The organism is Pantoea sp. BS_8 (assembly GCF_041954965.1).
GTDB lineage: Bacteria > Pseudomonadota > Gammaproteobacteria > Enterobacterales > Enterobacteriaceae > Pantoea > Pantoea stewartii.
On the sequence record NZ_JAVAXU010000001.1, the window covers coordinates 961,287 to 981,796 of the forward strand.

General features: G+C 58.2%; 15 protein-coding genes. 7 read left to right on the forward strand and 8 right to left on the reverse strand.

From position 1 onward, the window contains the following. Positions 1–17: 17 nt before the first annotated feature. From RAC65_RS04400 to RAC65_RS04435, 8 genes are all read right to left on the reverse strand, one after another. Complete coding sequence (locus tag RAC65_RS04400) at positions 18–809, reverse strand: electron transfer flavoprotein subunit beta (RefSeq protein ID WP_033740372.1); 792 nt, start codon at positions 807–809, stop codon at positions 18–20. Then, entirely contained in the window at positions 799–2,037 is a 1,239-nt protein-coding gene (locus RAC65_RS04405; protein ID WP_054633521.1) for an electron transfer flavoprotein subunit alpha/FixB family protein, read from the reverse strand. The genes RAC65_RS04400 and RAC65_RS04405 overlap by 11 nt, the downstream gene beginning before the upstream one ends. Further along, the gene (locus tag RAC65_RS04410) at positions 2,037–3,995 is read right to left on the reverse strand and encodes a (Fe-S)-binding protein (protein WP_375096398.1); all 1,959 of its coding nucleotides are present in this window, start codon (positions 3,993–3,995) and stop codon (positions 2,037–2,039) included. The genes RAC65_RS04405 and RAC65_RS04410 overlap by 1 nt, the downstream gene beginning before the upstream one ends. A gap of 65 nt (positions 3,996–4,060) precedes the next feature. Then, entirely contained in the window at positions 4,061–6,124 is a 2,064-nt protein-coding gene (gene dgcA, locus RAC65_RS04415; protein WP_054687575.1) for a dimethylglycine demethylation protein DgcA, read from the reverse strand. Between the two features lie 93 nt (positions 6,125–6,217). Then, entirely contained in the window at positions 6,218–6,745 is a 528-nt protein-coding gene (locus tag RAC65_RS04420) for a DUF5943 domain-containing protein (protein ID WP_375096399.1), read from the reverse strand. A gap of 38 nt (positions 6,746–6,783) precedes the next feature. Further along, positions 6,784–7,761 carry a dipeptidase gene (locus RAC65_RS04425; RefSeq protein WP_033740378.1) on the reverse strand — a complete coding sequence of 326 codons (978 nt, stop codon included), beginning with the start codon at positions 7,759–7,761 and terminating at the stop codon, positions 6,784–6,786. 209 nt (positions 7,762–7,970) lie between these two features. Next, positions 7,971–9,119, reverse strand: a complete 1,149-nt coding sequence (locus tag RAC65_RS04430; RefSeq protein WP_033740379.1) for a GlxA family transcriptional regulator — start codon at positions 9,117–9,119, stop codon at positions 7,971–7,973. 335 nt (positions 9,120–9,454) lie between these two features. After that, complete coding sequence (locus RAC65_RS04435) at positions 9,455–10,831, reverse strand: L-serine ammonia-lyase (RefSeq protein ID WP_375096400.1); 1,377 nt, start codon at positions 10,829–10,831, stop codon at positions 9,455–9,457. A 313-nt stretch (positions 10,832–11,144) separates the two neighbouring features. Here RAC65_RS04435 and glyA point away from each other — a divergent pair, with 313 nt between their 5' ends. The 7 genes from glyA to RAC65_RS04470 all read left to right on the forward strand — a co-directional run bounded on the left by glyA (position 11,145) and on the right by RAC65_RS04470 (position 20,489). Further along, positions 11,145–12,410, forward strand: coding sequence for a serine hydroxymethyltransferase (gene glyA / locus RAC65_RS04440; RefSeq protein WP_375096401.1), 1,266 nt, complete (start codon positions 11,145–11,147; stop codon positions 12,408–12,410). 85 nt (positions 12,411–12,495) lie between these two features. Next, positions 12,496–13,749, forward strand: coding sequence for a sarcosine oxidase subunit beta family protein (locus RAC65_RS04445; RefSeq protein ID WP_033740946.1), 1,254 nt, complete (start codon positions 12,496–12,498; stop codon positions 13,747–13,749). An 11-nt stretch (positions 13,750–13,760) separates the two neighbouring features. Further along, entirely contained in the window at positions 13,761–14,048 is a 288-nt protein-coding gene (locus tag RAC65_RS04450) for a sarcosine oxidase subunit delta (RefSeq protein ID WP_033740381.1), read from the forward strand. A 12-nt stretch (positions 14,049–14,060) separates the two neighbouring features. Next, a complete protein-coding gene (locus tag RAC65_RS04455; protein ID WP_375096402.1) occupies positions 14,061–17,081 on the forward strand; it encodes a sarcosine oxidase subunit alpha family protein in 3,021 nt (1,006 codons plus the stop codon). Beyond that, positions 17,074–17,748, forward strand: a complete 675-nt coding sequence (locus tag RAC65_RS04460; RefSeq protein WP_081011341.1) for a sarcosine oxidase subunit gamma — start codon at positions 17,074–17,076, stop codon at positions 17,746–17,748. Before RAC65_RS04455 ends, RAC65_RS04460 begins: the two co-directional genes overlap by 8 nt. A 66-nt stretch (positions 17,749–17,814) precedes the next feature. Continuing rightward, entirely contained in the window at positions 17,815–18,675 is an 861-nt protein-coding gene (gene purU / locus RAC65_RS04465) for a formyltetrahydrofolate deformylase (RefSeq protein ID WP_033740385.1), read from the forward strand. Between the two features lie 155 nt (positions 18,676–18,830). Further along, positions 18,831–20,489: a BCCT family transporter gene (locus RAC65_RS04470; RefSeq protein ID WP_375096403.1), complete on the forward strand. Its 1,659-nt coding sequence runs from the start codon at positions 18,831–18,833 to the stop codon at positions 20,487–20,489. Positions 20,490–20,510 lie beyond the last annotated feature (21 nt).

A 20,510-nucleotide genomic window follows, 5' to 3' on the forward strand; every position in this document is an offset into this window, starting at 1 on the left:
GCAGGATCAGCGTTGCCCTAGCGAATCACTCCCTCCTCCAGCAGCAGATCAAAGACCGCCTGCGCCATTTCCTCTACCGGTTTATTTTGCAGAACCTTTCCGCCGTCGCTCTGTGATTTGGCGGTTGCCGCTTTAAAGCGGTCAGCAGCCGTTTTGGCTTTGATCTTTTTGAGACGCTTCGGCCGTTTGACCGCCGGGGCAATCTGCCATTCCGCTCTTGCCGCATCCCGCACCTCAATGCCCGGCTGCGCCATAATCGTCGCCCGGCTTGCCGGACCAAAGGCGACCTGACGCGGTGCGCAGGCGGCCATGTCGACGCTGGCGATAAACGGCAGCGCAATGCGTAGCAACCGGCGCTGTCCCCGCGGCAGTGCCTGTAATACTTCGGCATCGGTGCCGTTCAGGCTGACGATTTCCGCCACGCCGACCACCACCGGCATCGCCAGCGCTTCCGCCAGCAGAAAAGGCAGCATACCGGACGACTCACCCCGCTCCGACCGGCCGCCGGTCAGGATCACGTCCGGCTGATCCTGACTAAGGTAATGGCTCAATACCGCCACCGCGTCGCCCTGTTCGTCCATGGCGAGCACGCGCAGCGCCTCCACGCCCATTCCGGCATAGCTGCGCAGCGCCGCATCATGCGGATCGCCCGCATGCAGGACTTCCAGGGTGTCCTGCGCCAGCGTCAGCCCAAGCTCTACCGCGCGGGCGTCCTGTTCCGCCCGACGGGCGCGTCCGGATTCCGGATGCCTGCCCACCGACACCAGCGCGGTGATACGGCAGCCGCTGTGTTGCACATTATGCTGCATGATGTAACTCCTCTTTGCGCCAGTCACGCACCCGCCGTGCCAGCGCTGCCAGAACCTCATCACTGTCGGCAATCACGCTGAGCGAGGCGCGGCTGACCATATCACAGCCGGGGTCGGTATTAATGGCAATCACCCGGTCACACTGCGCAATGCCCTGTAAATGCTGTACCGCGCCGGAGATGCCCACCGCCACATAAACCCGTGCCGTTACCCAGGTGCCGGTGGCCCCTACCTGACGGAAACGCGGCATATGACCGCTGTCCACCACGACACGGCTTGCGCCTTCGGTGGCCCCGAGAAGCGCGGCCGTGGCATGAAACTGTTCCCAGTTGCCGATGCCATTGCCTGCCGACAGAATGAATTCCGCTTCGCCCAGCGGCACCGCAGCCGGATCGACCGGTATCAGGCCGCAGTCCTCAATACGTTTTGTCCGGATACTCAATGGCCCGATGCTGACCGGCAAGACCTCATGCCGGGTGTCGTCGATCGGTTCGGCGCACTCCTCCGCCAGCAACATCACGCGCGCAAGCGGTCGGGTAATATCCGCGCTGCCGCCTGCGGCACGGCTGGTGCAGGTTTCCCCGGTTACGCGCCAGACCTGGGTTGCGGGCCGTTCGCCCGTGCGGGCGGCAAACCGGCAACCAAGTTCGAAGCCGCCCGCGACGCTGTCCGGGAACAGCCAGAAACGCGGTGCCCACTCTTTTTCAACCGCCATCAGTGCATGAATGCGCTGCTCCGGGCGGTAGCCGGTGTAGTGCTCGCCGCTGAGATGCAGCAGGCGATCCACACCGGCCGTCGCAAAGTCCCCTTCACGATGCTCGCCAAACACCACGGCCATCACCACGCCAGCGCCACCAGCATGCTGGATCAGCTGATGAGCCTGGCCCAGGATATCGCGATCGTGGCGGGTAAGGCGTCCGCCGGACATGTCGAGCACCACGGCCACGCAGTAATCGGGCTGCTCCACACGATACAGCGGCCGTTCGACCGGATGATCAGCCCCGGCCAGACGCCGGCTGGCGAGCTGCACGCAGGCATTACCGTTCTCGCGGTCAATGCGCCTGAGGCCAGTCGGGCCGGTAAAGCCTACGACGTGCGGGTTTTTGCGCAGCAACCCTGACGGGCCGCGGCTCTCCGGCGGCGGCTGACACCGCTCCGCATGGTCGGGATGCAGGCGGTTGCGGCTGATCCACTCAAGGCGCGGATCGCGACGTATGATCGTTTCCATCAGATAACCTCCACAGCAATTTGGCGGTCGCGGATTTTCGCGGGCAGCGGTTTTTTGGGTTCGCTCAGCGCCTCAGCCACCAGTTCGGCGATGTCTTTTACCGCCGGACGTGGCCCGACAACGCCTTCCAGCATCGCGGTACACTGCTGGCAACCGACAGCGATCAGTTCCGCCCCGGTCTCTCTGGCATCCTCCATGCGCATATCGGCGATACGGCGTTCACCAGGAATATCCGTCACCGGCGCACCGCCCCCGCCACCGCAGCAGCGGGAACGAAAGCCGGATCGGGTCATTTCAGACAGCGTGATCCCCAGCTCCGCCAGCACTTCGCGCGGAGCGGCGTATTCACCGTTATAGCGGCCGAGATAACAGGGATCGTGCCAGGTCACCTTGCCGCCCTTGTAATCCTTCAGGTCCAGGAGCTGCGCCTTAACCAGTTCGTTGATGAATGTCGTGTGGTGCAGCACCTCGTAGTCGGGCTGCGTGCCAGCCGGATAGTGTTCAGGATATTCATTCTTCAGACAGTGAAAGGCATGCGGATCGGTGGTGACGATGCGGTTAAAACGATACTGTTGCAGCGTCGCAATGTTGCTTTTCGCCAGGCGCTGGAATGTGGCGTCATCGCCCAGCCGCCGCGCCACGTCGCCGCTATCCCGTTCTTCATCGCCCAGCACCGCAAAACGCACATTGGCGGCCTTAAGAATATTGACGAAGGCGCGCAGGATACGCTGACTGCGCATATCAAACGCGCCGTCCGATACCCAGAACAGCACGTCGGTCTGTTTCACGTCGCGCATCAGCGGCAGGTTCTGGTCAGCCGCCCAGTGCGTACGGCTGCGCGGATTAAAGCCGTTCGGGTTGTCAGTGAGACTGAGGTTTTCCAGCACTGCCGCGCCCTTGCCTGGTGTTTGCCCCTTTTCCAGCGTCATAAAACGGCGCATATCGACAATGGCATCAACGTGCTCGATCATCATCGGGCACTCCTCAACGCAGGCGCGGCAGGTCGTACAGGACCACAACGTCTCTTCTTTAATCAGCCCCCCGACGATCGGTTGATGCGGCTGGCCGCAGGCCTCACCGACGGGTACACCGGGATAAGGGCTGCCCGCAAAACGGGCATCGTTGCCGCCTGCCATACCGATCACCATGTCCTGAATCAGCTTTTTTGGGTTTAGCGGCTGACCCGCCGCAAATGCCGGGCACATTGCTTCGCACTTACCGCACTGGACGCAGGCGTCAAATCCGAGCAGTTGATTCCATCTAAAATCCGCCGGTTTTTCGACGCCCAGCGTCGGCGCATTGAGATCGACGCTTTTGAGTCCGGTTGAACGTCCGCCGCCAAAGCGTTCCGGGCGGCGATGAAAAGCCAGATGCAGTGCGCCCGCAAAGGCATGTTTCATCGGTCCGCCCCAGGCCATGCCAAACACCATCTCACCCAGTCCCCAGATGATGCCCGCCAGCAGAAGCAGCGCCAGCGCCCAGCGTCCGGCCTCGCCAAACCGATCCGAGATCGGCAATGTGGTGATAAAGAAGGTGAACGCAAACACCAGCAGACTTTTCGGCAGCCGCATCCAGGGGCCACGCGAAAGCCGGGCGGGCGGATTGCGGCGGCGATACCAGACAAACAGCGCGCCTGTAAACATGACGATCAGCGCGGCCGCCAGTACGCCATTGACCAGTACGTTGCTGATGCGAAAGAGGTGAACCGCCAGAATCAGTAACATTGACAGGACAAAGCCACCTGCGGTCGCCACATGGGTGCGCGACATGTATTTATCGCGTGCCACGACATGATGCAGATCGACCAGATAGCGCCGTGGCATGGCCAGCAAACCGCTCAGCAGGGCCACCTTTTCAGGTTGCCCGCGCCGCCAGAGCAGCATGCGCCTGACCATACCGATGAGGGCGAGTATCACTGCGCCAAGCAGTAACCAGGGAAGTAACCGATCGAGTACCATGATGTGCCCTTACCAGACAATTTCTGCGATGTGCAGCGCGCGGGCTGCACGTCAACGACGGCGAATTACAGGTCCTTACACAGACGCAGTGCATCGTAAATCGCGGCGTGGGCATTGCGTTGCGACACGCAGTCGCCCAGGCGCCAGAGGATCATGCCACTGCCCGGCTGCGACAACACCGGCTGCGGTTTGATGTCAAACAGCGCCTCTACATCAATCTGCCCGTTGTTGCGCGATTCGGCTTTCAGCGCGTAGTACAGCGCCTCATCAGGACGCGTGCCGTTCTCGACCACGATCTGATCGACCACCCGCTCCTCTTTCTGGCCGGTATACTCATTTTCCAGCACCGCCACCAGCTTCTCGCCTTCGCGATACACTTTCTCCAGCGCCAGATCAGCGGTCATCACGACCGCTTTTTCATACAGGCTGCGATAGTAGGTTGGGAACGTCGTGCCGCCGATGCCAATGCCGGGTTTGATGTCGCCAGTGACAAGTTCGACTAACGCGCCGCGTGCCGCCAGGAAGTCGGCGGCGGACATGCCAGAGAATTCACAGATGGCGTCGTACACCAGTACGTTTTTGCCCGGCTCCACCACGCCGTTGAGAATGTCCCAGCTGGAGACCACCCTTCCGTCGGCTGCGCCCCATTCCGGATTTTGTTCAAGGAAAGGTTGTCCACCCGTAGCGAGGATGCAGACATCCGGATTCAGGTCCCGGATCATCGCCGTATCCGCTGTCGTATCAGTCATAACGTTAACGTTAAGGCGCGCCAGCTCCATCGCTAACCAGCGCGTAATCCCCGCCATCTGGTCGCGCTGCGGCGCTTTGGCGGCAATGGTGATCTGCCCGCCCAGTTCACTGGCGCGCTCGATCAGTGTCACCTTATGACCGCGCTCGGCTGCCACGCGTGCGGCTTCCAGTCCGCCAGGCCCGCCGCCGATGACCACGACGTTGCGAACAGGGCCGTCGGTTTTGGTAATGATATGCGGCAGCCCCATGTACTCGCGCGAGGTGGCCGCGTTCTGAATACACAGCACATCCAGCCCCATATACTGACGGTCGATACAGTAGTTCGCCCCGACGCACTGACGAATCTGGTCTACCTGATTCATTTTGATTTTGGCGATAAGGTGCGGATCGGCGATGTGGGCGCGCGTCATGCCGACAAAGTCCACATAGCCCGCGGCGAGAATGCGCTGTGCCTGATTGGGATCTTTAATATTCTGCGCATGGATCACCGGCACCGAGACCACTTCTTTAATGCCTGCCGCCAGGTGCAGGAACGGCTCGGGCGGATAGCTCATGTTGGGGATCACGTTAGCCAGCGTGTTATGGGTGTCACAGCCGGAACCGACCACACCGAAATAATCGACCAGGCCGGTTTTATCGTAGTACGCGGCAATCTGGCGCATGTCCTCATGGCTGAGGCCGTCCGGATGGAACTCATCGCCGGTGATGCGCATGCCCACCACAAAGTCCGGCCCCACCGCGTCACGCACGGCAGTCAGGACTTCAAGGCCAAAACGCATCCGTTTTTCAAAGCTGCCACCCCATTCATCCGTGCGCTTATTGACGCGCGGCGACCAGAACTGGTCGATCATATGCTGATGCACGGCCGATAACTCGACACCATCCAGGCCGCCCGCTTTCGCCCGCACCGCCGCTTTGGCGAAATCGCCAATGATGCGCCAGATCTCCTCTTCCTCGATCGTTTTACAGGTGGCGCGGTGCACCGGTTCACGAATACCGGACGGCGACATCAGATTCGGCCAGTTTTCCCCATCCCAGCGTGAACGGCGACCCATATGGCTAATCTGAATCATGATTTTGCCGCCGTGCTGATGCACGGCATCGGCCAGATTCTGAAAGTGCGGAATGATACGATCAGTGCTCAGGTTGACCGAGCTCCACCAGCTCTGCGGACTGTCGATGGACACGACGCTTGAGCCGCCGCAGATACAGAGGCCACATCCTCCCTTCGCTTTCTCTTCATAGTATTTCACGTAGCGATCGGTGGTCATTCCGCCATCCGTGGCGTACACCTCGGCATGGGCCGTGCTGACAATGCGGTTGCGGATAGTCAGTTTATTTATCTTCAATGGCTCAAACAGCAGATCAAACTGTGACATAGCTTCACCTTCACGTAATTCTGATAGCCCGCCGCCAGCCAGCGGTTCCTTCAGGTCATGCGTCTTACGCAGCAGGCTGCGGCGCGTGCGTGTTTAGCGCGGCGAAACGGTGAAGATGCCGTAATCACAGCCCTCTTCCGCCGCACTCTGCGTCTGCACCGCCTGCGTTCTTACGCTGTAGCCCAGGCTTTCGGCGATCTGGTCCATGGCACCGGCAAACCAGCCGGTAAACATGTAGTCCACCTTACGGTTCACTTTGCCGTACTGATACACAAACGCGGAGTGATCGAGCCGGATGCGCGCGGTCCCCTGCTTCAGGTCCAGCGACTCGGTGGTAAAAAAGCCCCAGCCGCGCTGAGAAAGGCGTTTCATGTAGTGTTCAAACACCGCCTCACCCGAAAAACCGTGCAGTTCGGCCTCTTTCTGACACCAGTGCCAGGCGGATTTATAGCCCGCTTTGTAGAGGATCGCGGCATAGCGTTCTGCACCGATTTCCTCTTCGATGCCCATATGGTTATTCACAAAAAAGTGGAGCGGTACGTACAACATCGGTAACGCATCGGTGGTCCAGACGCCGGTTTCATCATCGACGCTGATAGGCATTTCAGGCGCATGTGCCATGGTTTAACCTCACGTGTTCACAGGAATGGGTAACGGATTTACTCGTTCCAGACATTGGCCAGCAGATTGAGCCAGTTTTCGCCCATAAATTTACGCACCTGCTTTTCGGTGAAGCCGTGACGTAACAAGGCGGCGGTTAAATTCGGGAATTCGCCCAAAGTACGAATGCCCTCCGGGTTGATGATCTTGCCGAAGTCTGTTAACTGGCGGGCGTAGCCTTTATCGTGAGTCAGCCATTCGAAAAATGCCTGGCCATGTCCCTGGGTGAAATCGGTGCCAATGCCGATTTGGTCTTCCCCGACCCGGTTAAAGATGTAGTCGATGGCTTCGACATAATCCTCGATGGTGGAGTGGATACCGTTCTTTAAAAACGGGGTAAACATGGTGACGCCAACAAAGCCGCCGTGATCGGCAATAAACTTCAACTCTTCATCCGATTTATTGCGTGGGTGATCTTTCAGACCTGATGGCAGGCAGTGTGAGTAGCACACCGGTTTTTTCGAGGCGAGGATCACCTCTTTCGAAGTTTGCGCGCCGACGTGCGACAGGTCGCACAGCATGCCGACACGGTTCATTTCCGCCACGACTTCATGGCCGTAGCCCGAGAGGCCGCCGTCACGCTCATAGCAGCCGGTACCGACCAGGTTCTGCGTGTTATAGGCCATCTGCACCACACCGACACCCAGTTCTTTAAACACCTGGATATAGCCAAGCTGGTCTTCAAACGCATGGGCATTCTGGAAGCCCAGCAGAATCCCGGTTTTGCCTTCGTCCTTAGCGCGGCGGATATCGCGCGTCGTGGTGACTTTGGTGACCAGATCGGCGTTTTGCGCAATCAGGTGATTCATCTCGACAATGTTATTCACCGTGCTCTGGAAGCCCTCCCACACGGATACCGTGCAGTTGGCCGCGGTGAGTCCGCCGCGGCGCATATCTTCAAACAGCGCTCTGTCCCACTTCGCAATGACCAACCCATCAATGACAATCGCAGAATCATGCAATTCAGTCGCGTTCATATCTTCCTCTCTGGTTTACGTCATAACCGGATGCGGCCTGATGAAAACAGAATAGGGTTTACGCGCGGGCAGAATTGTTCTGAAAACGTCACTTGCCTGACCGCTGGCGCAGATCAGGGCACAGAAAAACGGCAATACGTTGCGGGACCCGAAGCAAAAAACAGCCCCGAAAGGCTGTTTTTTGCTGACGCAGTGGGGTAAGACAGGCGTCAGAGATTGCCCGGCAGCGTGACGGAGCCAAAGGTGGGTTCAAACCGCGCTTCGTTCAGAATACGCAGGGAGGTGGAGACGGTGCTTTCCTGCTGCCAGTTAGTCAGGCCGGGCAGGTCGGCCATGAAAAACTGCGTCAGCGTTTTGCCGCTGCCCTGGCTGTGAACGCCGCGCCGCTCTTCACGCGGCGGCACGCCAAGGTGTTCGCGATAGCATTTACTGAAGTGCGGCGTGGAAACAAAACCGCAGGCCAGCGCAATTTCAATAATCGACATGGAGGTTTGTTTTAATAACTGACGGGCGCGGAACAGACGCAGCTTTAAGTAGTAACGTGAGGGCGAACAGTGCAGATATTTCTGGAACAGCCGTTCCAGCTGTCGCCGGGACAGGCCCACGTATCCGGCCAGTTCATCCAGATCGATGGCCTCTTCGATATTGGCCTCCATCAGGGAAACGGCTTCGACCAGGCTGGGCTGGGCGGTGCCGAGTACATGGCGCAGGGGAATACGCTGGTAATCGGACTCGTTGCGGACCCGGTCGCAGATAAACATCTCTGAAATGGCGGCGGTGAGCTGATGGCCAAAATGCCGTTGAATCATCGTCAGCATCATATCCATCGGTACAGTACCGCCACTGCTGGTCATGCGATCCTGCTCAATCACAAACAGCTGATTGGTGCAGATCACGCGGGGATAGGCTTCCTGCATGGAGGCTATGCATTCCCAGTGGGCGCTGCAGTGATAGCCATCCAGCAGCCCCGCTTCCGCCAGCAGGTACGGGCCGGTACAGATGCCACCAATCAGGATCTTACGGCGCGCCAGACTTTGCAGCCAGCCAATCTGTCGACTGGAATAGCTGCGGGTAATGTTGACACCGCCGACCACAATCAGGACATCCAGTGCCGGCACGTTCGCCATCGAATGGTCGGGTGTAATGGCAATCCCGTCACTGGCGACAACGGGCGCGCCCTCTTCACTGACGGTATACCAGCTGTACAGCTCCTTGCCGCTCAGCTGGTTCGCCATGCGTAAGGGTTCAACGGCGGTTGCCAGCGCGATCATGGTGAAATTATTCACCAGCAGAAAGCCTACGCTGCGCGTTTTATTTTCAGTAGAGGAACGTTTATGAATTGCGTCTGTATCGAACATGTGCGCTGACCTCTATTAGGCTTAACAGGAACATCACCCAGGGGTATTTCACCCAACTGCTTTCCAACACCTATAGAGTAAGCAACAGCCATGCCATTCGTCACCAGGTCGCACGACGCAAAAATGACACACAGTTAACATAAGCGAAACAAATGTTTGTTCAGCTTCACAGATTTGATCATTGCTGCCCTTTCAACGCAGGCAGGCTTCATAACGGTGCACCCGCTGAACCGTTTTAGTCATATGACGGTTTTATTGCACTGTTTTGTGACGTGTTTTTCTGGCTGTTTTTTATTCGAACCCATAAGCGCAAGTAACCAAAAACCAACACATTGTTAACATTCAATCGCGTTGACCGCCAGCCCACCGCGCGAGGTTTCCTTGTATTTATCCTGCATATCCCGTCCGGTGTCGCGCATGGTGCGAATCACTTTATCCAGCGAAATAAAGTGCTGACCGTCGCCGCGCAGCGCCATCTGTGCCGCGTTTATCGCTTTCATTGCCGCAATGGCATTGCGTTCGATGCACGGCACCTGCACCAGTCCGCCAACCGGATCGCAGGTCAGACCGAGATTATGCTCCAGCGCAATCTCGGCGGCATTTTCGACCTGCTCGGGCGTGCCACCCAGCACCTCGGTCAGGCCGGCTGCCGCCATAGCACAGGCGGACCCCACCTCACCCTGGCAGCCGACTTCGGCCCCCGAAATGGAAGCATTTTTCTTGCACAGTGCGCCGATCGCCGCCGCCGCGAGCAGAAAATCGACCACATCGTCTTCGCGCGCCTGGGGTTCAAACTTCATGTAGTACATCAGTACCGCCGGGATAATACCTGCCGCCCCGTTCGTGGGGGCGGTAACCATACGCCCGCCTGCCGCATTCTCCTCATTGACCGCCAGCGCATAGAGGTTGATCCAGTCCATCGCCGACAGGGTTGAACTGATCACATTTTCCGCTGAGGCGCGGCACAGCGATCGGTAGAGCATGGGCGCTCGTCGGCGCACGTTAAGCCCTCCCGGCAGGATGCCTTCATTTTCCAGACCATTGGCAATGCACTGCTGCATCACCTGCCAGATCTGCGCCAGACCGGTCCGAATCCCGGCCTCCGTGCGCCAGACTTTTTCATTCTCCAGCATCAGTGCACTGATGCGTAACTGCCGGTCCGCACAGTGTGCCAGCAAAGCGGCGCCGCTGTTAAAGTCGTAGGGCAGCGTGCACTGTGGCACCAGATGTGCCGACGCCAGCGCCTCATCCTCATCCAGCACAAATCCGCCCCCAATGGAGTAATACACGGTCGAATGGCTTTGCCCGTTGCGGTAAAACGCGCTCAGGCGCATCGCGTTCGGATGGTAAGCGAGCACATCATCAACAAACAGCAGGTCCTCATGGCTGTCGAACGCAATGTTTTCTCCCCAGGGCAGTGTGAGGGAGCCGGTTTCATCAATCGCCTGTATCGTGCTGTTGATCGTAACGGGATCGACGGTATCGGGTGACGCGCCCATCAGCCCCATCAGTACCGCTTTATCCGTACTGTGCCCGCGCCCGGTGGCGCTGAGCGAACCAAACAGTTCGACTTTGATGCGGTAAATCATCCCACGATCCTCACGGTGACCGAGCGGTTCGACAAAGCGTTGTGCCGCGCGCATAGGGCCAACGGTATGTGAACTGGAGGGACCAATTCCGACTTTGAACAGATCGAAGACACTGATACTCATGTTGCGCTCCCGGGCTTATGCCTGCCGTTGAGTGAATGACAGCCGCATTATCTGCGCGGATGAAAAACAAGAGATGCCGGATAACGACGTATTTGGCGATGAATTCGCCATGTTTTGCCCTTTCTGCCGTTCCTCACCGTTCAATGTGTCCGCCTTGCGTGGGTATGTCGCAAATTGACATCGCCGGGGCGCTACCAAACATTCCGGCATCGGTGGCGCTGGTTATTATCCCTCCCACATTCACTCTACCGCTGCCCTGAACGGTTCAGGCCCAAAGCAGGCGCTGCGTGGTTATCCGGGCAAGGAGAAAAGCATGTTTGCGAAGCGCGACGATATTCAAAGCTTTGACAGTGAACTGTGGCAGGCCATTGAACAGGAAGCGGTGCGTCAGGAAGAGCATATTGAGCTTATCGCCTCCGAGAATTACACCAGCCCGCGCGTGATGCAGGCTCAGGGTACGGTACTGACCAATAAATATGCAGAAGGCTATCCGGGGAAGCGCTACTACGGCGGCTGTGAATATGTCGACGTAGTCGAAAAACTGGCAACAGAACGTGCCTGTGCGCTGTTTGGTGCCGATTACGCTAACGTGCAGCCCCATTCGGGTTCGCAGGCGAATGCGGCGGTCTATATGGCGTTGTGCCAGCCGGGCGACACCATTCTGGGCATGAGCCTGGCGCACGGTGGTCATCTGACGCACGGCGCCCATGTCAGCTTCTCCGGCAAAATTTACCGTGCCGTGCAGTACGGCCTGAATGAAGCCAGCGGCGAAATTGATTATGAACAGGTCGAAGCGCTGGCGCTGGAACATCGGCCGAAAATGATCGTCGCCGGTTTCTCGGCCTACTCACGCGTCGTGGACTGGGCGCGCTTCCGCGCCATTGCCGATAAGGTCGGTGCCTGGCTGTTTGTCGACATGGCGCATGTGGCGGGCCTGGTCGCGGCGGGCCTTTATCCCACTCCACTGCCCTATGCCGATGTGGTCACTACCACCACGCATAAAACCCTGCGCGGTCCGCGCGGCGGCCTGATTCTGACAAAAGCCAACCCCGAGCTGGAGAAAAAGCTCAACGCTGCCGTGTTTCCGGGCGGCCAGGGCGGTCCGCTGATGCATGTGATCGCCGCCAAAGCCGTCGCCTTTAAAGAGGCCATGCAGCCTGACTATACCGACTACCAGCGTCGCGTGGTCAACAATGCCCGCGCGATGGCCGACGTGTTTATGACGCGTGGCTACGATGTGGTCTCAGGCGGCACCGACAACCACCTGTTTTTACTCAGCCTGATTAAACAGGGGCTGACCGGTAAAGCGGCCGATGCGGCGCTGGGACGCGCCAACATTACCGTCAACAAAAATGCCGTTCCCGGCGATCCACAATCCCCGTTTGTGACCTCCGGTCTGCGCATTGGCGCGCCGGTTGTCACCACGCGCGGCTTCAGCGAAGCGCACTGTCGCATGCTGGCCGGCTGGATTGCCGACATCCTGGATGTGATGAACAACGCCGACATGCTGGAGACGAAGATTGCTCAGGTGAAGCAGCAGGTGCTGTCCCTGTGCGCGGACTTCCCGGTTTACCGTTAGGCCAGGCGGCCACCGGCTTCGGTCGGCGGCGCGGTTTTATCGTCTGTCAATTCGCCCACGCGCGAGAGTTACTGGAGTAGAAATGATGCAACGCTATTCAGGATTTGGCCTGCTCAGGCACAGTCTGAGCTATCACGAGAACTGGCAGAAAGTCTGGCGCAACCCCACCCCGCAGAAACGCTACGACGTTATTATCATCGGCGGCGGGGGGCACGGTCTGGCTACCGCCTACTATCTGGCAAAAGAGCACGGCATCACCAACGTGGCGGTGCTGGAAAAAGGCCATCTTGGCGGCGGCAACATCTGCCGTAACACCACGATTGTGCGCTCCAACTACCTGTGGGATGAATCCGCAGCGCTGTATGAGCACGCCATGAAATTATGGGAAGGCCTGTCACAAGAGCTGAACTACAACCAGATGTTCTCTCAGCGTGGGGTTTATCACACCTGCCATACGTTGCAGGACCTGCGCACCAATGAACGACTGGCGAATGCCAATCGCCTGCAGGGCATCGACAACGAGATGGTTTACGGCGACCAGTTACAGAAAGAGATCCCCGCACTGGACTGCAGCAAAGATGCGCGCTATCCGGTACTGGGCGCGTCGGTGCAGCGGCGCGGGGGCAATGCCCGTCACGATGCGGTGGCCTGGGGTTATGCCCGTGCGGCGGACAGCCTGGGCGTCGATCTGATTCAGAACTGTGAGGTCATTGATATGGAAATCAGTGACGGCAAAATCACCGGCGTCAAAACCCGCCACCACGGCGTGATTAAAGCGGATCGGGTGGGGTGCGTCACCGCCGGTAACTCTGGCGTGATGGCCAAAATGGCCGGCTTTGAACTGCCGGTTGAATCTCATCCGCTTCAGGCGCTGGTCTCCGAGCCGATCAAGCCCTTCCTGGATACCGTCGTCATGTCCAACCATGTGCATGGCTATATGAGTCAGTCAGATAAAGGTGATCTGGTCATCGGCGCAGGTATTGATGGCTGGGTCGGCTATGGTCAGCGCGGCTCCTACAGCGTCATCGAACACACCATTCAGGCCATTGTTGAGCTGTTTCCGTGCACCAGCCGTGTCCGCATGAACCGTCAGTGGGGCGGCATTGTCGACACCTGCCCGGATGCCAGCCCGATTCTCTCGTCCACCCCGGTGCGCAACCTGTTCTTTAACTGCGGCTGGGGCACCGGTGGCTTTAAGGCTACGCCTGGCTCCGGCAACCTGTTTGCCCATCAGTTAGCGCACGGCACGCCGCACCCGATTGCTGAACCCTTCGCCCTGTCCCGGTTTTATACCGGTGCGCTGGTCGATGAACATGGCGCCGCAGGCGTAGCCCACTAAGGAGTGACAACATGCTGCACATTTACTGTCCTCACTGTGGTGAGTATCGCGAAGAAGAAGAGTTTCATCCCCGTGGCCAGGCGCATATCGCGCGGCCTGCTAACCCGGACCAGTGCAGTGATGAAGCGTGGGGAACCTTTCTCTATTTCCGTAAAAACCCGCGCGGATTACATCACGAACTTTGGGTGCACAGCGCGGGATGCCGCAAATTCTTTAATCTGGTACGTGATACCCAGACTTATGAGATTAAACAGGTTTACACACTCAACGAACAGCCTGAATCCCGTGAACACGCGTAAGGAGCGGAGCGCATGAGCCAGAAGAATCGCCTGCCGTCCGGCGGCAGAATTAACCGTTCCAGTACGCTGACCTTTACGTGGAATGGCAAGCCGTATCAGGGCTATGAAGGCGATACCGTCGCCTCCGCCCTGCTCGCCAACGGCATTGATATTGTCGGTCGCAGTTTTAAATACAGCCGTCCACGCGGCATTGTCGCCGCCGGCGCTGAAGAGCCGAACGCAGTGCTACAGCTTGGCGCGACAGAAGCCACGCAGGTGCCAAACGTGCGCGCTACCCAGCAGGCCCTTTATGACGGCCTGGTCTGTTCGGCCACCAACGGCTGGCCGTCTGTCGAATCCGACCTGATGAGTCTGGTAGGCAACCTTGGCGGCAAAGTGATGCCGCCGGGGTTTTACTACAAAACCTTTATGTATCCGCAATCGATGTGGCCGACCTATGAGAAGTTCATCCGCAAAGCCGCCGGTCTGGGTCGCGCGCCACGCGAGAAAGATCCCGATATCTATGACGCCATGAACCAGCATTGCGATCTCATGGTTGTGGGCGGCGGGCCTGCGGGCCTGATGGCGGCACTCGCCGCCGGTCGCAGCGGCGCCCGCGTCATCCTGGCGGATGAGCAGGATGAATTCGGTGGCCATCTGCTTGCCAGCCGGGAACAGATTGACGGCAAACCGGCGATGGAATGGGTCAAAAAGGTGGTGGCGGAACTGGCGACGATGCCGGAGGTGACGCTGCTGACGCGCGCCACGGTGAATGGCTATCACGACCATAACTTTCTTACCGTTAACGAGAACCGAACCGACTACAAAGGCGATCGCGCTGCGGCGGCCCAGGTTCGCCAGCGTATGCACCGCGTCCGGGCACACTGGGTCGTGCTGGCCACTGGTGCCCAGGAGCGACCGCTGGTGTTTAGCCATAACGATGTACCGGGCTGCATGATCCCTTCTGCCATCTCCACCTACATCAACCGCTATGGCGTGGTGCCCGGTCACCAGCTGGTGCTGATGACCACCAATGACAGCGCTTACCGAACCGCGCTCGACTGGGCTGATGCGGGACGCGAGGTGGTCGCCGTGGTAGATACCCGAACCGTGACCAAAGGTGAACTGGCCGCCGCTGTTCGTGGCCGCGGTATTCGAATCATCACCGGCAGTGCGGTCATTGAAGTAAAGGGCAAAAAGCGCGTCAGCGGCGTCACGATTGCCGCCCTGGATAAAAAAGGTGAGGCGATCGCCGGCAAGCCCTTTTCCCTCACCTGCGACACCGTAGCCAGCTCTGGTGGCTGGAGCCCGGTCATTCATCTGGCGGGCCATACCGGCAGCCGTCCGGTCTGGAACACGGACGTGACGGGTTTCCTGCCCGGGCCGACACATCAGAAGCAGTTGACGGCAGGCGGCATCAACGGGCGCTATGCGCTTGATAACGTGCTGCAGGAAGGCATCAATGCCGGGCAGGACGCTGCGCTGAAGCTGGGACTGACGCCGGTCGAGGTCGCCCTGCCCGATGTGAAAAAGTGGCTGGAACATCCTCCTGCCGCCCTGTTCCATATTCCGCACATCAAACCGATCAGCCGCGCACCCAAGCAGTTTGTGGATTTGCAGAATGACGTTACGGCCGCCGGTATCGCCCTGGCAACGCGGGAAGGGTTTGAAGCGATTGAGCACATTAAACGCTATACGGCAATGGGGTTTGGCACCGATCAGGGAAAGCTGGGCAACATCAACGGCATGGCGATTGCCGCCAAAGTGATGGGCAAGAGCATCCCCGAGACCGGGACCACGGTATTTCGTCCGAACTATACGCCGATCGCCTTTGGCGCTATCGCGGGGCGTAACTGTGGTGAACTGTTTGAACCCAAACGCTTCACCGCAATGCACCCCTGGCATGTCAGGCAAGGTGCGATGTTCGAGGATGTCGGCCAGTGGAAGCGCCCCTGGTACTACCCGCGTGCCGGCGAAACGATGCAACAGACGCTGGATCGCGAATGTCGTGCGGTGCGCAATGGCGTGGGCATTCTGGATGCGTCCACGCTGGGCAAAATTGATATTCAGGGCAAAGATGCCCGTGAGTTTATCAGCCGTGTTTATACCAACGCCTGGGCCAAACTGGGCGTCGGCAAATGCCGTTACGGTCTGATGTGCGGCGAAAGCGGCATGGTATTCGACGATGGCGTGACGTCATGCCTGGCGGAAAACCACTTCCTGATGACCACCACCACCGGCGGCGCGGCACACGTCATGGAATGGCTGGAGCTGTACCATCAGACCGAATGGCCGGAGCTGGAAGTGTTCTTTACCAGCGTGACCGATCACTGGGCCACGATGACCGTATCCGGCCCCGACAGCCGCAATTTACTGGCTGAACTGTGCAGCGACGTCTCGCTGGACAAAGAGACCTTTAAGTTTATGGACTGGCAGGAAGGCAAGATAGCGGGCGTACCGGCACGACTCTTCCGTATCTCCTTTACCGGTGAGCTGTCGTTTGAGATCAACGTACAGGCCAATTACGGCCTGTACGTCTGGGAGAAACTCTTTGCGCACGGCGCAAAATACGATCTGACGCCTTACGGCACCGAAACCATGCATATCCTGCGCGCCGAGAAGGGATTCATCATTGCCGGTCAGGACACCGACGGCTCGGTGACGCCGCACGATCTCAATATGAGCTGGTGCGTCGCGGACACAAAACCGTTCAGCTATATCGGCAAACGCGGCATGGCGCGGGCTGACTGCGTACGTGACCAGCGCAAACAGCTGGTCGGGCTGAAAACACGCGATCCTATGATCGTCTTGCCGGAAGGCGCACAGGCGGTGGCCGATCCTGCTCAGCCTGTCCCGATGGATATCCTGGGCCACATCAGCTCCAGCTACTGGAGCGCTAACCTGAATCGCAGCATCGCCATGGGCTTTATCAAAGGCGGGCTGTCTCGCATGGGCGAAACCGTATTCTACCCGCTGGCCGATGGCCGGGTGGTCGAAGCGGAAATCTGCAGCACGGTCTTTATCGATCCGAAAGGAGAACGTCAACATGTCTGAAACCCTCTTACCTGAAACCAAACCGGCAAAGACTGTCAGACAGGTGGCGGTCATGGATCAGTGTGCGCCTGCGCAGGTACGCGCCGAATCCCCTCTGCATCACGCCGGGCTGGACAAGCTGGCGGCCAGCCATGCGCAGCCCGGTGGCGTTCAGCTGCGCGAACAGGCGCTGCTGGGCCATCTGGTGCTGCGCGGTTCACAGCAGAACCGGAGTTTTATGCGGGGTTGCCTGACGGTGCTGGGTGTAGCGCTGCCCACCGTCCCCCTTACCTCCTGTGAAGAGGGCGACATTTCTGTGCGCTGGCTGAGTCCCGACGAGTGGCTGGTGGTTCTGCCAATGGATCAGCTGTTTCCGGTGGAAAAAGCGTTGCGCGCAGAGATTGACGGTCACTACTCCGTGGTCAACGTCAGCGGCGGACAGACGATACTGACGCTCTCCGGCAAACATGCCATTGATGTGCTGAAGAAAAGCACGGTGTTGGATCTCCATCCCCGTGCGTTCCCGGTGGGCAAAGTCGCAGGTTCGGTATTTGCCAAAAGCAGCGCACTGATCCGCCGGACCGGCGAAGACCGCTGGGAACTGGTCGTCCGTCGTAGCTTCGCCGACTACATCTGGCTGTGGTTACAGGATGCCAGTCGTGAATATGGCCTGACCATTACGAAGTAATGCCCTGTTGTGCCGGCCGGACGCGTTTCCGACGGCACGCGTTTCTCTTCTTCACAGGAGCTGCCCATGAGCGCGCTGCCCGATTCATGGATTTTTACCGCCAGTTGCCCGAGTAAACTGGGTACCGTGGATGTTGTGACCCGATTCATGGCAGAGTCCGGTCACTACATTAATGAAATACACTCTTTTGATGACAGGGTCAGTCACCGTTTTTTTATTCGCGTTGCCTTTTCACCCGCCTCCCCCTTCAGTACCGACCTTTTTCGGGATAATTTCACGCCGCGCGTGATGCCCTTTGAAATGCACTGGCAACTCACGCCGCCGCAGCATCGCGAACGCGTCGCTATTCTGGTGTCTAAATTCGATCACTGTCTTAACGATCTGTTATTTCGTCACCGCACCGGCCAGCTCAATATTGATGTCCCGCTGATCATTTCTAACCATCCCGATCTCTGTTCCCTGGCCGAATGGCACGGTATTCCTTATTACCATCTGCCGGTAAATAACGCGAACCGCGCCGAACAGGAAGCCCGCATTATGGCGCTGCTGGCGCAGCATCATATCGACCTGGTAGTGCTGGCCCGTTATATGCAGGTCCTGTCACCTGCCATGTGCGAAAAACTCGACGGAAAAGCCATCAATATTCATCACTCCCTGCTGCCGGGCTTTAAAGGCGCGCGCCCTTACCATCAGGCCTGGGAAAAAGGGGTAAAAATGGTCGGCGCCACTGCCCACTATGTGAATAACGATCTGGATGAAGGACCGATTATTACCCAGGGCATTCAGAGCGTCGATCACGCCCTTTATCCGGATGACCTGATTAGTCGTGGACAGGATATTGAGCGGGTAACGTTATTTAATGCCGTGCGTTATCACGTTGAAAAACGCGTGTTTTTAAGCGGAAAACGTACGGTGGTGTTCAGCTGAATGAAAGGAAAGGCGACTGATAGCCGCACTCTTGCACCACAGGAAAACAGGGATTGTCAGGGATGAGCGAAACGATGTCCGTTAACTAAAACAGAGCCAGCCCGGCGTGCTGAGGATGGCATTAACAACAACGAACAAATCGCGAGGAAATGATTATGGCAGACGCCAGAGATCCCATGCTGCCTGACGGGGACGTCGCACCTTATGATACTGATTATCAGGTGGGGCAGGACAATATTGTGGTAAATGTTGGCCCCTTCGGTCTGGATATTCACAACCGGGTATTTGTCCTCTCCGGGATGGTCATTATTGCCTTTATCGTTTTAACGCTCGTCTTTCAAAGTGATGTGGCACCGCTGTTTAAAGGAATGCTGAACTGGCTGACCACCCGACTCGACTGGTTCTTTATCAGTGCCGGAAATATTTTTGTTCTTCTCTGTCTCGGCCTGATTATTTCCCCCCTCGGTAAAGTGCGCCTCGGCGGCACGCTGGCCCGCCCTGACTACAACTACGTGACCTGGTTCTCCATGCTGTTTGCCGCCGGAATGGGCATTGGCCTGATGTTTTATGGCGTTTCCGAGCCTTTGTCGCACTTCTCCAGCTCAATGGGTGGCACCGTTGTGGAAAACGGTGTACGTACCGACTGGGCTCCCCTGAATGGCGCAGTTGGCGCGGCCGACAATGCGCACCAGCTGGCGATGGCCGCCACGATTTTTCACTGGGCGCTGCATCCCTGGGCCATTTACGCCTTTCTGGCATTAGGTCTGGCGCTGTTCTCTTTCAATAAAGGTTTACCGCTGACGATCCGCTCGCTGTTTTATCCGCTGTTGGGCGACGCGGTGTGGGGCTGGCCGGGACACATCATTGATATCCTGGCTGTACTGGCGACGCTGTTTGGTCTGGCAACCTCGCTGGGGCTGGGCGCTTCCCAGGCGGCGTCCGGCCTGAATTTTCTGTTTGATGTGCCATTAGGACAAACTACGCAGATTGTCCTGGTGATCGTCATCACCGCGATTGCCACCTTTTCGGTGGTGGCCGGGCTGGATGTCGGCGTACGGCGGTTATCTGAAGCCAACATGATTCTGGCTGGGTTACTGCTGCTGTTTATCATTGTGGTCGGCCCTACCCTGATTTTGTTTAGCGGTTTTTTCTCAAACCTGGCTTCCTATCTTGCGTTTTTGCCCGCCCTGTCGAATCCGGTTGCCCGCCCTGACAGCAATTTTGCCGCAGGCTGGACCTCGTTTTACTGGGCATGGTGGATCTCATGGTCGCCCTTTGTCGGGATGTTCATTGCACGCATCTCGCGTGGTCGCACGGTGCGTGAATTCATGATCTCGGTACTGCTGGTGCCGTCACTGGCCTGCGTGCTGTGGATGACGGTGCTGGGCGGCACCACCATTCATCAGTATTTCACCGAAGGCTATCATAGCATTGCCGATGCTGTTCTGCCGCTGCAGTTGTTCACCATGCTGGATACGTTGCCGCTGGCAAAAATCACCTGCGTGGTGGCGATTATTCTGGTGGTGGTGTTTTTTGTGACGTCGGCGGATTCGGGCACGCTGGTCATCGATATTATTGCTTCCGGTGGCAAGATCGACTCTCCCACTTCACAACGCGTGTTCTGGTGCGTGTTTGAAGGGCTGGTTGCGATAACGTTGATCCTCGGCGGTGGGCTGGATGCACTACAGGCGATGGTGGTCTCGACCGGGCTGCCGTTCGCACTGGTCTTGCTGATCGCCTCAGTCGCGGTGGTGAAAGGACTGATGTCAGAACCGCGGCTGGCACGTTCTGCCCCTGCGGTGCCTAATCAATAAGTCAGCGTTGATCGGACCGCG